This is a genomic window from Pseudomonas sp. PP3 (assembly GCF_905336995.1).
Taxonomy (GTDB): domain Bacteria; phylum Pseudomonadota; class Gammaproteobacteria; order Pseudomonadales; family Pseudomonadaceae; genus Aquipseudomonas; species Aquipseudomonas reinekei.
In genome coordinates, this window is record NZ_HG995459.1 from 1993348 (window position 1) to 2007371 (window position 14024).

At 60.9% G+C, this 14024-nt stretch carries 13 protein-coding genes; 4 read left to right on the forward strand and 9 right to left on the reverse strand.

What is annotated here, in order from left to right:
• Window positions 1–20: 20 nt before the first annotated feature.
• The gene (locus KHO07_RS09160) at window positions 21–1556 is read right to left on the reverse strand and encodes an FAD-dependent oxidoreductase (RefSeq protein ID WP_212626993.1); all 1536 of its coding nucleotides are present in this window, start codon (window positions 1554–1556) and stop codon (window positions 21–23) included.
• A gap of 92 nt (window positions 1557–1648) precedes the next feature.
• Window positions 1649–3862, reverse strand: a complete 2214-nt coding sequence (locus KHO07_RS09165) for a TonB-dependent siderophore receptor (RefSeq protein WP_212626994.1) — start codon at window positions 3860–3862, stop codon at window positions 1649–1651.
• 282 nt (window positions 3863–4144) lie between these two features.
• Between KHO07_RS09165 and KHO07_RS09170 the strand changes: the two genes are divergently transcribed.
• Window positions 4145–5233 (forward strand): DUF1615 domain-containing protein, encoded by a 1089-nt coding sequence (locus KHO07_RS09170; RefSeq protein WP_212626995.1) that lies wholly within the window; start codon window positions 4145–4147, stop codon window positions 5231–5233.
• Window positions 5234–5314: 81 nt separating this feature from the next.
• Here the strand turns inward: KHO07_RS09170 and KHO07_RS09175 are convergent, their stop codons facing one another.
• The 4 genes from KHO07_RS09175 to KHO07_RS09190 form a co-directional block, all read right to left on the reverse strand.
• Window positions 5315–5716, reverse strand: coding sequence for a hypothetical protein (locus tag KHO07_RS09175; protein ID WP_212626996.1), 402 nt, complete (start codon window positions 5714–5716; stop codon window positions 5315–5317).
• A 143-nt stretch (window positions 5717–5859) separates the two neighbouring features.
• On the reverse strand, window positions 5860–6582 hold the full coding sequence (locus tag KHO07_RS09180) for an anti-sigma factor (protein ID WP_150735449.1): 723 nt from the start codon (window positions 6580–6582) through the stop codon (window positions 5860–5862).
• Entirely contained in the window at window positions 6579–7106 is a 528-nt protein-coding gene (locus tag KHO07_RS09185) for a sigma-70 family RNA polymerase sigma factor (protein ID WP_150735450.1), read from the reverse strand. Before KHO07_RS09185 ends, KHO07_RS09180 begins: the two co-directional genes overlap by 4 nt.
• A gap of 108 nt (window positions 7107–7214) precedes the next feature.
• Window positions 7215–7736 carry a DUF3455 domain-containing protein gene (locus KHO07_RS09190; RefSeq protein ID WP_212626997.1) on the reverse strand — a complete coding sequence of 174 codons (522 nt, stop codon included), beginning with the start codon at window positions 7734–7736 and terminating at the stop codon, window positions 7215–7217.
• Between the two features lie 151 nt (window positions 7737–7887).
• Between KHO07_RS09190 and KHO07_RS09195 the strand changes: the two genes are divergently transcribed.
• Window positions 7888–8511: a glutathione S-transferase gene (locus KHO07_RS09195; protein ID WP_150735452.1), complete on the forward strand. Its 624-nt coding sequence runs from the start codon at window positions 7888–7890 to the stop codon at window positions 8509–8511.
• A gap of 66 nt (window positions 8512–8577) precedes the next feature.
• Here the strand turns inward: KHO07_RS09195 and KHO07_RS09200 are convergent, their stop codons facing one another.
• A complete protein-coding gene (locus KHO07_RS09200; protein ID WP_075948290.1) occupies window positions 8578–9018 on the reverse strand; it encodes a CBS domain-containing protein in 441 nt (146 codons plus the stop codon).
• Between the two features lie 252 nt (window positions 9019–9270).
• Between KHO07_RS09200 and KHO07_RS09205 the strand changes: the two genes are divergently transcribed.
• Window positions 9271–11631 (forward strand): DNA polymerase II, encoded by a 2361-nt coding sequence (locus tag KHO07_RS09205; RefSeq protein ID WP_212626998.1) that lies wholly within the window; start codon window positions 9271–9273, stop codon window positions 11629–11631.
• Here KHO07_RS09205 and KHO07_RS09210 read toward each other — a convergent pair.
• Both KHO07_RS09210 and KHO07_RS09215 read right to left on the reverse strand, forming a co-directional pair.
• Window positions 11596–12066: a DUF1810 domain-containing protein gene (locus tag KHO07_RS09210; protein ID WP_150735454.1), complete on the reverse strand. Its 471-nt coding sequence runs from the start codon at window positions 12064–12066 to the stop codon at window positions 11596–11598. The genes KHO07_RS09205 and KHO07_RS09210 overlap by 36 nt on opposite strands.
• A gap of 27 nt (window positions 12067–12093) precedes the next feature.
• Complete coding sequence (locus KHO07_RS09215; RefSeq protein WP_212626999.1) at window positions 12094–12915, reverse strand: aldo/keto reductase; 822 nt, start codon at window positions 12913–12915, stop codon at window positions 12094–12096.
• A 291-nt stretch (window positions 12916–13206) separates the two neighbouring features.
• Between KHO07_RS09215 and KHO07_RS09220 the strand changes: the two genes are divergently transcribed.
• A complete protein-coding gene (locus tag KHO07_RS09220) occupies window positions 13207–13944 on the forward strand; it encodes a hypothetical protein (RefSeq protein ID WP_212627000.1) in 738 nt (245 codons plus the stop codon).
• Window positions 13945–14024 lie beyond the last annotated feature (80 nt).

Consider the following 14024-nt stretch of genomic DNA (forward strand, 5'->3'; position numbering starts at 1 on the left):
TCACAATGGATTTTTCGAAGTCAGGGATTGTTGAAAAACGGCCGAATCCCGTGGTGATTGAAATACCGCTCAATCACCTTCGGATCGGAACACGTCTCGGCAATCGCCACATAGGTATCGGGCCGTAACAGGTAAAAGCCGTTGCGGCCCAAACCTGCTTCTTCAAACGCCGGCCGCCAATCGAACACCTGCAACGGCAGATGGTGTTCGTGGCACCAGGCAATCATCTCGTCGCTGGTGTCGCCGTACACATGCACCTGCCACGTCAGGCATTTCAGCGATTCGAAATTGTCACCCTCACCGTCGTGGGCCCAGGGCAAGCGGTCGCCGCCGTGCACGTGCCCGGCAACGCCGTTGCTCAGGGGCATCCCGCGGTAGTTCAGGGTGATCTGCGACACCGTGCGGAACAGGAATTCACGGGAGGTTTCAAACGAGGCCATTTTTGGAATCAGAAATGGCGCCAGGCGTGTGCGCAGCACATCGGCCATGGGGCCTTCGGCGGTGACGAACGTGAACACTCGGTCGGTGGTGGCCACCAACTTGCGGGCGAAGGCGATGCGTTCGGTTTCATAGGTGTCGAGCAATCCGGTCTCGGCACCGCCGCTCAGCACCGCCGCGAGTTTCCAGGCGAGGTTAATCGCGTCGCCGATGCCAGTGTTCATGCCCTGGCCACCCGCCGGGCTGTGCACATGGGCGGCGTCGCCCAGTAAAAACGCCCGGCCGGTGCGGAAATGCTCCGCCACCCGATGATGCACGCGGTAGGTCGAGAACCCGTTCAATTGTTCGATCTTGACCTGCATGTGCTCGATAGCCCGGCTGCTGACGTCTTCGAATCGCAGGGTTTCAGCCTGCTCGGCCCGTTCATCGCGCACGGTGCCGATCAATCGCGCTCGGCCTTCAGAGGCCAGCGGGAACACCGCGAGGAAGTCCGCTTCATCAAGATCCACGTGCAATTCGCCATTGAACGCCGGACCGCTGGCCTGCACGTCGGCGACGTAGAAAATCTGTTGATAGGTGCCGCCGGGAAATCCGGTGTCCAGGGTTTTGCGCACGATTGAGCGGGCGCCGTCGCAGCCCGCCAGGTAGCAGGCCTGGCAGGTTTCCCGTTGACCGTCGGCCAGGCGCAAGGTGGCGGTGATGCCATCGCCGGTTTCCTCGAAGCCCAGCAACTCGGTGTCGCGTTCTACGCGGATGCCGAAGGTTTCGAGGCGCTCGATCAGCAGCCGCTCGTGTTCATCCTGCGGGAAAATTTCGAGAAACGCGTAGGGCGTCAGACCCTCGCCGACACGGCTCAGCGGCAAGCGCGCCACGGGCTCGCCCTTGACCCAGAAATTGGCCGCAGCCACGCGATGACCGTGCTGGACGATGGCATCCGCCAGGCCGAGCTGGCGATACAGCTCCAGCGTCCGCGCCTGCACGGCCAGCGCCCGCGACGTGGTGCCGGGGGCTGACGTCTTGTCGATGATCCGCACGCGGATCCCCAGTTTGCTCAGCCACAAGGCCAGCACCAGCCCGGTGGGGCCGGCGCCGATGATCAAGACGTCGCTTCGGTGCATGAACCCGTCCTCTTCGCCGTGTGGTTCAAGTATGGTCCACAGGCGTAGGGCGGCCAGGCTGACTGCTCAACGGAAAAAACGGGCGTTGACGATTAGAAGTCGATGGTGCCCGACAGCTTCGCCATCCGGGGGTCGCCCTGGGTCAGGTAGCCGCCCTGGGCCGATTCCCAATACTTCTTGTTGGCCACGTTCTCGACGCCGAAGCGCAGGGTCACGTCTTTCTCCTGGACCTTGAAGGCGTAGCGAGCGCCGACGTCGAAGCGGTTCCAGGTCGGCAGGCTGAGGTTGTTTGCGGCATCGGCGTACTGGCCGCCGGTGCGCAACATCCGGCCATTGAGTGCTACGCCTTGCAGGCCGGGTACATCCCAATCGACGCTGGCGTTGAACTGAAAGGTCGGGACACCGATGGCGTGGTTGCCGTCGTTGAGGCCGCCCTGGGTTTTCTTCAATTCGGTGTCCATCACCGTGACGCCGCTGAGCAGACGCAAACCGTCGATGGGCTCGCCGAATACGTTGAGTTCCACGCCTTTATTGACTTGTTCACCGTCGTTCACGAAGCGTGCGGTGGTGTCGTCGATGACTTCGGTATAACCATCCGCCGGCTGCTCGATGCGATAAACACCGAGGGTGGCGCCATAGGTGCCCATGTCGACTTTCACACCGGCTTCGATCTGCTTCGAGCGCGCCGGGGCGAACGCTTCATTGCCATTGACCACGACTCGCGAACCCGACGTCGTCGGCGAGGTCGGCCCCTGCGCCAGACCCTCGATGCGGTTGGCGTAGAACGACACGTGTTCCCACGGCTTGAACACGATGCCGTACACCGGCGTGGTGATCGATTCGTCATAGTTGGACGTGCGGGTGCCGGTGCCGTAGGCATAGCCCTGAACGACCATTTGCTGGCGCCGCACACCGACGGTCACCAGCAGGCGATCATCGAAGAACCCCAGGGTGTCGGACACCGCGCCGCTGCGCACGAAGGTCTTGCCGGTGATGCCCGGATCGTGCAGGTCTCCGCCGGAGAAGCCGCCCTGTGGTGCCGGAACGTCAACCGGGTGATAGATGTTGTTCGGGTAACGGGTCAGGTCGAAATCGTAGGCGTTGCGCTGTTGCGTCCAGATGCCGGCCAGGCCGAAGTTGAGTTGGTGGCTGACCGGGCCAGTGGCGAATTTGCCGTTGAGGCCGGCCATGGTGCTGGTGTTGTCCTCGTCGTGGGGAATGAACGAGCCGGTCGTGGTGGAGCTGCCATCGTTTCCGACCAGGGTCGTGCTGTTGTAGTTGCCGACTTCGCGGGTGTGTTTGGCACCGGCGGCCGCGTAAGCGGTCCAGCTCTCGTTCAGGTCGTACTCAGCGCGCAGCATGCCGAAGGTGTCTTCAATCTGAGTGAAGCCCCACTTCTGTGCGTAGTTGGTGTCGGCCGATGGCGCATCCGGGATGTGCGTGGCGGTGCCGAGGTTCACCGAACTGCGGCCACCGTTGATGCGTTCCTTCGAGTAGACGAAATCACCGGAAATACGCAAGGCATCGCCACGATAGTCGAGGCCGATGGCGAACAGTTTGGAGCGCTGGTTTTCATCGTCGATGGCGGTGTCGCCTTCGCGTTGCGACAGGTTGATGCGCGCACCGAAGCGGTTGTCCTCGCCGAAGCGTTGGCCGACATCCAGATGCTCACCGATGCGCCCGTCGTCACTGATGTCGGTGCTGAAGCGACGCAGCGGCACGTCACCGGCACGTTTGGGTTGCAGGTTGACGCCGCCACCGATGCCGGAGCCGGTGGGGGTCACGCCGTTGATGAAGGCATTCGGGCCTTTGAAGACTTCCACACGCTCCAGCGCGTCGGTGGAAATGATCTGCCGCGGCAGGATGCCGTAGAGACCGTTATAGGAAATATCGTCACCGTTGAGGGGCAGGCCACGGATCATGAAGGTCTGGGCCTGGTTGGAAAACCCGGAAGCCTGACGCACCGAAGAGTCGTTGAGCAAAACGTCGCCAACGGTTTCGGCCTGCTGGTCGCGGATCAGTTGTTCGGTGTAGGCCGTCACGCTGAACGGCACGTCCATCGCGTCCTGATTGCCCAGTACGCCCAGTTGGCCGCCCCGCGCTACCTGACCGCCGGCGTACACCGGTGGCAGCTCGGACGGTGACGGGGCCTGGGCGTTGACGTTGACGTCGTCCAGCACCAGCGCTTTGCCATCGCCTTGCGGCGCGGGTGCGGGGGTTGCGGCATGGGCGGTGATGGTTAATGAGCAAAGCAGGGCGATCAGCGTCGGGCGAAAGGGCGCGCCGGTGCGGACTGGAGTAATCATGTTTCGTTCCTGGGCGGTGAGCGCCGGTAGAAAAGGAAATGACGGCGCAAAACTCCATGCGCAAATGCGACTCCAGATACAAATGATAAGAGTTCCCAGTCGCATCGCGCAATCATTTTGTCATTACGGTCTGCAGGTAAAGATTTGAGGGGGTTGGAATTCCCATCACTCCGGGCGGAGATTCAGGATGTTGGAGGAACAGCAGCTCAGCGTTGCAGTCATAGCCTGCGCAATGCCATTGGTCGTATGGTTAACCCGGTTCAACGGACCCCCAGGAGCAACATGCAAGCCCAACGATTGATCATGAGCATCGCCGCGTTGCTGGTGTTGGCCGGTTGCAGCAGCCAACGGACCCAGGAACCACCGGTGCGCAAACCTGCCGAGGTCAAGGCGCAAATCGTGCGTTTGCTGCCGGCCAAAACGGTCGACCGTGAAGGTTGGGCCACGGATATCTACGCTGCGTTCGCCGCGCAGAGCATTGCACCGACCACGCAAAACCTGTGTGCCGTGCTGGCGGTGACCGAGCAGGAATCAACTTTCCAGGTCGACCCGACCGTGCCGGGGCTGGGCAAGATCGCCCGTGAGGAGATCGATCGCCGAGCGACCAAGGCACACATTCCCGGACTGCTGGTCAGCGGCGCACTGCGGGTGAGTTCGCCCAATGGCAAAACCTACAGCGACCGCCTGAATGCAGCGCGCAGTGAGAAAGAACTGAGTGCGATCTTCGATGATTTCATCGGCATGGTGCCCATGGGCCAGACCCTGTTCGCCGGTTTCAACCCGGTACACACCGGTGGGCCGATGCAGGTCAGCATCGACTTTGCCGAGCAACAGGCCAAGGGGTATCCCTACCCGGTGGATGGCTCGATCCGTCGTGAAGTCTTTACCCGCCGCGGCGGCATGTATTTCGGCATCGCCCATTTGCTGGGTTACCCGGTGAGTTACGAACAGCCGCTGTATCGCTTTGCCGACTTCAATGCCGGTTGGTACGCCAGCCGCAATGCCGCGTTCCAGAACGCTGTCAGTCGTGCCTCGGGCATCCCGCTGGCGCTGGATGGCGACCTGGTCCGCTACGGCTCGATCATGCCCGGCAGCACGGAGCTGGCGGTGCGCACCCTTGGCAAGCAGTTGGACATGCGTAATCCGACGATCAGGGACCAACTGGAGGAGGGCAGCAGCCTCGAATTCGAGAACAGCAAGCTCTATCAGCGGGTCTTTGCCTTGGCCGAACAGACCGAGGGGCGACCGCTGCCCCGAGCGGTGTTGCCGGGGATTGTCCTGCAAAGCCCGAAAATCACTCGAAAACTCACCACCGCGTGGTTCGCCAAACGGGTTGATGAGCGTTATCAGCGTTGTATGGCGCGTCATTGAGGCTCAAAAAAACGCGGGCATGAAAAAGCCCGGCTGATCAGGCCGGGCTTTTTGCTGGGGTACTGCGGTGGGGCGATTCAGTTACGCAACGGTGTTGCCATGCAGGCGGTCGGAACCATCGGCGGCGACTTCGTTGCCTTTCAGACGATCCGAACCATCAGCCGCGACGGTGTTGCCGTGCAGGCGGTCAGAACCATCAGCGGCGACGGTGTTGCCGTGCAGGCGGTCAGAACCATCAGCGGCGACTTCGTTACCTTTCAAACGATCCGAACCATCGGCAGCGACGCGTTTTTCGATCAGGCGATCCGAACCGCCTTCAGCCACACGATTCTGGATCAAACGATCCGAACCACCTTCAGCCACACGGCTTTCAATCAGTCGATCCGAGCCGCCTTCAGCGACTACGGGTTGAGCAGAGGTCGCGGCAAACGCGTTAACTGCGAAGATCGAGAATGCGATGCTGAGGATGGTTTGGCGTTTCATGATCGTGTGCTCCGGGGTGTTTGGTTGGTATGGAGCCAATGTTACGCCGCACAATTTTTAAGAGAACTTCATTGAAGTGATGTTGAACATCGACAGGATTGATGTTGCCAGCAACCTACCTGTGGTGGGGTTGATGTTGCGACTCAAAGCACCTTCACCGCGCGACCGATGAATTGAATCGGCCCGGTTGGCTTGCCGATTGGCGAGCCATTGGGGTTTTCCAGCGTCAGCTCGAACAGTTGGTTGGGCTCCAGCGGTGGCAGTTTGTCCAACGCCACCGAAAGCGTTTGCCCCGGCTTCACCAGGCCGAGGGACACCGGTCCTTGCCAGCCTTCGGCCTTGGTCCAGAACTCCAGTGCCTTGTCTGCCGGAACCTCCACGACACCCAGCGGGATCAGCTGGATTTCCCTGGGGTTGCTGGCCTGAATGACCCAACCGGGCGCCTTGTCCTGCGGGGCGACCAGCACCACCAGATAAGTCGGTTTGGCCGTGGTTTGCGTCAGCAGCAACGCGCCGAGCAACAAGCTGGCAGCCAGCCCGGCGCCTGTAAGCCCTCGCCACAGAGGCAGGCGATTCCACCAGGTTACGGGTGTGATCGCACGCGTTGTCGATGATGGGCGACTCAGGGTATTCACACTGCGTTCGATGCGCTGCCACAGGTGCGCCGATGGGGTTTGTGGTTCGGCCAGTTCGGTCAGGCCCAGCAGACGGCGCTCCCAGCTGTCGACGGCGTTGCGCAGCGCGATATCGCTGCGCAGGCGTTGCTGAACCTCGGCTCGCTGCTCGGCGGACAGCGTTCCCAGCACATACTCACTGGCCAGCTCATCGAGCGCTTGCGGGGTTTCGTCGGTCGGTCTGTCGATCATCCCATGCACTCCCGCAATGCCGTCAGGCTCCGCTTGATCCACGCTTTGACGGTGCCCAGCGGGGTGCCGAGTTTGTGTGAAATCTGTGCGTGGGAATAGCCGTCGACATAGGCGTGCACAATGCAATTGCGCCGCGCCGGTTCGAGTTGTTCCAGGCACAAGTGGATGCGAGCTGAGTGCTCCTGGACATCAAAGGTGTCCTCGCTGTCTGGCATGTCGACCTCGCCTTGAATTTCGCGATGGTGATCACGCAGGTAATTGAGTGCCAGATGCCGGGTCACGCTGAACATCCAGCCCCGGGCCGAACCCCGCGCCGGGTCAAAACGCCCGGCGCCGGTCCAGATCTTCAGAAATGCATCGTGGACGATGTCCTCGGCCAGCGCCGTATCCCGCACCAGACGCTTGGCCACCCCCAACAGCCGCGGGCTCTCCTGCACATACAAATCGCGCAGGGCCTGACGCTCGCCGCGAGCGCAGGCAGCCAAGTGGTGTTCGTAGTCGAAGAGGGTTTCGGGCAAGGACACTGTTCTCGGCCGGCGGTGGATTGATAGGTCGAATGCAATCTAGCAAACAATTGGCATTCCTGTGGGCGCGCTTCGCTCCCACAGGTTGATCACGTCAGATCCCGGGCCTCAACTGGCCGCCCAGAAAATATAATCCGCCTGATATTTCACCACTTCCTGCTTGCCCTTGTTGGCGGTCGTGCATTCGCTACTTGGTGCGACACCGCCCTTGAGCGCGACGCGCTGGATATAGCTGACACCGCTCATGGCGCCTTTGCCTTCAGCCGGGTTGGCCTTGACCAGTTGGTAAGGCAGGTTGCCCGGGCTCGATGGCGCCACGGCGAGTTGAGTGCCGGTGACTTTCGACCCGTCCTTGGCCTGCCAGGTAGCCGGTGGTCCGAAATAGGTGCCGACCTGCTTGCCGCTGCGATCATTGAGCACGGCTTTAGGGCCGACGAAGGTCCACTCGGTCTGGCCGGCCGCATTGGCCTTGTTCCGGCATTCGTAGGTAATTTCGCCGACCCCGGTGGTCTCCATTGCCACCTTGTGTCCGTCCGGTACCTTGATGCTGTCGGGCAGACCGGTCTGGGCGTAGACCGCAGGAACGGTGGCGAACAAACCGACAAGGCAAATAAGCTGTTTGGCGTTCATCAATAGCTCTCCAAAAGTGGGTAATGCACTGGGCAGCAACAGGGGCTGCTACAGGTACTACCCTTGGCAAGGCATTCTGGATGCAGTGCATCGAAGAAATTTTTCAGCGCGGCAAGAGTCAGCTGCTGGAGAGCATCCCAAGGAGGTGTGTATGTATCAGCTCTATGGTCACCAGAACTCGGGCGCGGCGGCGGTCGAGGCCGCGCTGGAGCTGTGTGATATTCCTTATCGTTTCATTGATGTCGAGTCGTCTGCGGAGGCTGCGCAGGCGTTGGTGAAACTCAATCCGCTCAAGCAGATTCCGACCCTGCAACTGCCCGACGGCAGCATCCTGACCGAGAGTGCGGCGATCCTGATTCATCTGGCGTTGACGTTTCCATCGTCGAAACTGTTGCCGGATGCCCCCGCCGACCGCGATCAGGCCATTCGCGGCCTGGCATTTATTGTCAGCAATTGTTACTCGGCAATCGGCATCATCGATTACCCCGAACGCTGGCTGGCCACGACCGATGAAGCCTCGCGGCAAAACCTGATGGCGGGTACCCGTGCCCGGCTGCACTGGAGTTGGGAGGTGTTTGCCGACCAGTTCTCGGGGGAGTTGTATCTGGGCGAAGAAACGCCTGGCGCGCTGGATGTGCTGGCGGCGGTGGTCACGCGGTGGGCGGGGAGCCGGGAGCATTTACGCCGTACGCGACCCGGTTTTTATGCCTGGCTGGAGCGGATTGACCGGCATCCGACATTGGCGCCGGTGTTTGCCCGGCATTGGCCTGCCTGAACAACAACGCCGATCAATTGCAGGAGCGAGCAGCCTCGCTCCTGCAGGGGGGGCGGCGGGCGGGCGCTATTCGCCGCGAATGTACTGCTCCAGCTGGCGGATCAGTTCAGCCTGTTCAGCGATGGCTTCCTTGACCAGGTCGCCGATCGACAGCAAACCGATCAACCGGCCGTTTTCCACTACGGGCAAGTGACGCAGACGTTTTTCGGACATGATGCCCAGGCAGGTATCGACCGTCTGGTGCGTGTCCACGGTGATCACCGGCGACACCATGATGTCGCGCACCGGCGTACCCACCGAAGAACGGCCATGCAGCACCAGTTTGCGCGCGTAATCACGTTCACTGATGATGCCCAGCACTTCATCGTTCTCCACCACCAGCAAGGCGCCGACATTCTTCTCGGCCATCTTCATCAGCGCTTCCAGCACCATGTGATCCGGTTTGATCTGGTGCACTTCCTGGTTTTTCTGATCTTTCAACTTGAGCAGTTGCGCGACGGTTTTCATGGCGGTTTCCCGGGTGTTGTCGTTGTCCTTGAAGAATCGTAGACACAAGCGTTCAGGGCAAGGGCGAAAGCGGCAGATAACGCGCAAAAAACGTCATTTGCCGGTTTTTCTTTCGAATCCGCAAAAGATCGCCGCCTTCGGCAGCGCCTGCACTGGAATGCGTACACCCTGTAGAGCTGGCGAAGGCTGCGACCTTTTCAAGGCGATGACGCGTAGAATTGCCCCCCTAAATCAACTCCGAGGTTTGCAGTGGTGGATTTACCCCAGGGCTTCGTCCTGACCCGGCATTGGCGCGATACCCCGGCGGGTACGGAAGTCGAGTTCTGGCTGGCGACTGACAGCGGTCCCCGGCGCATCCGCCTGCCGCATCAGCCGTCGGTGGCGTTCCTGCCGGCCAGCCAGCGCGAGCAGGCCGAAGCGCTGCTGCACGACGAAAAAAACGTCGAACTCAAACCGCTGTCCCTGCTGGATTTCGAGCATCGCCCGGTGCTCGGCCTGTATTGCCGCCAGCACGGGCAGTTGATGCGCCTCGAAACCGCGTTGCGCCGGGCGGACGTCGAAGTCTACGAAGCCGACGTGCGCCCGCCGGAACGCTACATGATGGAGCGCTTCATCACCGCGCCCGTACGCTTTGGCGGTACGCCGGGCGAGGGTGGCCTGCTGCTCGATGCGCAGATGAAGCCCGATCCTGACTATCGACCCAGCTTGAAACTGGTGTCGCTGGACATCGAAACCACTGCTCAGGGCGATTTGTACTCCATCGCCCTGGAAGGCTGTGGCGAGCGTCAGGTGTACATGCTCGGCCCGCCCAACGGCGACGACAGCGCGGTGGATTTCCAGCTCGAATACTGCGAGTCACGCACGCTGCTGCTGAAAAAGCTCAACGACTGGTTCGCCCGACATGACCCCGATGCGATCATCGGCTGGAACGTCGTGCAGTTCGACATGCGGGTGCTGCACGAACACGCCCGACGCCTGGGCGTACCGCTCAAGCTGGGGCGTGGCGGCGAGGACATGCAATGGCGCGAACACGGCAGCGGCAATCATTACTTCGCGTCCGCTGCCGGGCGACTGATCATCGACGGCATCGAAGCCCTGCGTTCGGCGACCTGGAGCTTCCCCTCGTTCAGCCTGGAAAACGTCGCGCAAACCCTGCTCGGCGAAGGCAAGGCCATCGACACCCCGTACCAGCGCATGGACGAGATCAACCGCATGTTCGCCGAGGACAAACCGGCGCTGGCCAAATACAACCTCAAGGACTGCGAGCTGGTCACGCGGATTTTCGCCAAGACCGAGTTGCTGACTTTCCTGTTGGAACGGGCCAGCGTCACCGGCTTGCCGGTCGATCGTATGGGCGGATCGGTGGCAGCGTTCACCCATCTCTACATGCCGTTGATGCACCGTCAGGGCTTTGTCGCGCCAAACCTCGGTGCTAAACCGCCACAGGCCAGCCCTGGCGGGTTTGTCATGGATTCACAGCCGGGGCTCTACGAGTCAGTGTTGGTGTTCGATTACAAGAGCCTTTACCCGTCGATCATTCGTACGTTCCTGATTGACCCGGTGGGGCTGATCGAAGGACTCAAGCACCCCGACGACGTCGACTCGGTGCCGGGCTTTCGCGGTGCGCGTTTTTCCCGTACCCGTCATTGCTTGCCGTCCATCGTCGCGCGGGTTGCCGAAGGCCGGGAAACCGCCAAGCGCGAACACAATGCGCCGCTGTCCCAAGCGCTGAAAATCATCATGAACGCGTTCTATGGCGTGCTCGGTTCCAGCGGTTGCCGCTTCTTCGATACGCGCCTGGCGTCTTCCATCACCTTGCGCGGTCACGAAATCATGCTGCGCACCCGCCAGTTGATCGAAGCCCAGGGGCACACGGTGATTTATGGCGACACCGACTCGACCTTCGTCTGGCTGCATCGTGCCCACGGCCAACAGGAAGCCGCACAGATCGGACGTGCTTTGGTCGATCACGTCAATCAATGGTGGCGCGAGCATGTGCGGCAGGAGTACGGGCTGGAGAGCGCGCTGGAGTTGCAGTTCGAAACCCACTACAAGCGCTTCCTGATGCCGACCATTCGCGGGGCGGAGGAGGGCAGCAAGAAACGTTACGCGGGGCTGGTCACCCGCGCCGACGGCACCGACGAGATGGTCTACAAAGGCCTGGAGACCGTGCGCACCGACTGGTCGCTGCTGGCCCGGCAGTTCCAGCAGGAGCTGTATTCAATGATCTTCCACCGCAAGCCGTATCAGGACTACGTGCGCGATTACGTGCGCAAAACCCTGGCGGGTGAATTCGATGATCGCCTGATCTACCGCAAACGCCTGCGCCGCACCCTCGACGACTACCAGCGCAACGTGCCGCCGCATGTGCGGGCGGCGCGCATCGCCGATGATTACAACGACCAGCAGGGTCGCCCGCGGCAATACCAGAACGGTGGCTGGATCAGCTACGTGATCACCGTTGCCGGCCCCGAGCCGTTGGAGACCCGCAGCGCGCCCATCGATTACGATCACTACATCAGCAAGCAACTGCAACCGGTGGCGGACGCGATCCTGCCGTTTGTCGACGATGACTTCTCAACCCTGATTGGGGGGCAACTGGGCCTGTTTTGAGTCCATCAACGACAGGGTCCAGTCATCCAGGATGCCGTGGAAGTATTGGTTCAAGGCCTGGTGAAACGGGCTGCCATCGGCGCAGACCTGGGCGAACAGGGTCATCGATGAATGAAACTTCAAGTCGTCGGGATGGCCGAAAATCGCCGCCACCGAGCGCTGCTGTATGTTCAGAACTTCCTGGGTGCAGATGCGCAGCCGGGCACCCAACAACGGGTGCTCAAGGTAAGCCTGCGCTTCTTCCCGGGAGCGTATCGCGAAGTGTCGGGACATTTCACTGCCGCCCAGCCCGGCGAACTGCGGAAAGACGAACCACATCCAGTGGCTGCGTTTGTGGCCGGCAGCCAGTTCGGCCTGAACCCGGTCGAACACCGGGTCTTGCGCCTGGATAAAGCGTTGCAGATTAAAATCGTCCGGGTGATCAGTGCTTCTCATATCGAAGCCCTCTGACTGCGCGTTGGCTCAGACCATCGCCAGCCGCTGCTTGCGTTTGGGCGCGTGAAACGCTTGGTCCAGCGCCTCCAGATCCCCTGCCTCAAGTTGCAACTGCGCGGCCTGCGCATTGAGTCGAACATGTTCGGGGTGGACCGCCTTGGGGATAGCGATCACGCCGTCCTGGCGCAGCAGCCACGCCAGCGATACTTGCGCAGGCGTCACGCCATGGCGGGCGGCCACTTGTTTGAGCGTGGCATTGGCGAGCATTTTTCCGCCTTGGCCGATCGGGCAGTAGGCCATGACCGGCATCTTGTGCTGCTGGCACCAGGGTAAAAGATCAAATTCTATGCCGCGTTGCTCCAGGTTGTAGAGCACCTGATTGGTGGCGCAGGCCGGGGCGTTCAGTTCCAGCAGGTCATCGACGTCGAAATTGGACACGCCCCAACGGCCGATCTTGCCCGACTCGCGCAGGCGTTCGAAGGCTTCGACGGTTTCTTCCAGAGGGTATTGGCCGCGCCAGTGCAGCAGATACAAATCGATATGATCGGTCTTGAGCCTGCGCAGGCTTCGCTCGCACGCTTCGGGGACGCCTTTGTGGCTGGCGTTGTGCGGGTAGACCTTGCTGACCAGGAAAACCTCGTCGCGCTGGCCGGCGATGGCTTCGCCCACCACTTTTTCGGCGCCACCTTCGGCGTACATTTCAGCGGTGTCGATCAGGGTCATGCCCAGGTCGATGCCTTGGCGCAGGGCGGCGACCTCTTCTTTGTGGCGGGTGGGGTCTTCGCCCATCTGCCAGGTGCCTTGGCCGATGATGGGGACGTGGGTGTTGGCCAGTTGCTGGGTTCGCATGGGTGTTTTCCCTTTTGCTCGATACTTAAGTTGGCATCAGGATAGCTGCAGGGTTCCGTATTGGCGGCCTCTGGGCCGGCCTGTTTGTTTTGGTGGTCTGCTTTCCAACCTGTAGGAGCCGGCTTGCTGGCGAATGCGCCCTATCAACCCTCCACCCCCCATTTGCATCCGTTGTTGCCTGCCAATGATCGATTCGCCACTCCCGACACTGCACTTTTTCCAATTGCCCGGCTCTATCCATAGCCGTTGCGGCGAATCCCGCCGCACAGGAATGTGCCAGCCCAATCCCTTATGGTTCGAGTGTTGCCCTTTAACCTTATCCGCGTTCGCCTGCTCGCCGGTCTGTTGCTGCTTAGCGCCAGCGGCTGCAGCCATCAGCCCGGCAATGATCTGTTCAGCCAGATTCGCGACGGGAAACCCCAGGAATTCCTGCAAACCAGCGTCGATCGCATGGCCACGCTGGCGATGCGCGACAACCTCGACAGCCTTTACTTGCTGATGAGCAAGTTGTACCTGCGCAACCCCGACGAGTTGAAAAAATCCGGCTTTCTCGACGCCCGCACCGCCGGCAAGCAAGTGCGCATGGCCATCGAACAACAGCAGCCACTCCCCACCCTGGGCGGTAAAAAAGACCTGGCGGCGTTGCGCTTTGCCATGAGCCCGGAGTTTCTAGGGGACCGGGTCGGCGCGTTCATTTATGCCATCGGCAGCATGCTGGTCACCGCCCACGGTAATCGCCTGGAGTTCTACATGACCGACGCGATCAACCCGACCTTCGTCAGCAACGCCGCGCGCAATATCGAAATCGCCACCTGGATATTGAGTCAGCGGCAGAACAAGGATGGCCAGCCCATGCTGTTCTCCAACGAAATCTCGGAGGAGGGCAGTAACCTGAGTTTTGCCGTGGAGTTCGGCAAGATCGTCGCGCGGCTGGACCTGCTGACCCAGATGCTTGACGAGCGCTACCGGCGGATCGGTCTGAATTATGCGCAGAGCCTGTTGTTCCTGAATTTCCTGCCCGTCCAGTGAGTGCACCACCCCATTGCATATGGCATAAAGATAGATCGCATCGATATAACTGGTTATAAGAAATATCGCTATGCTGCTGG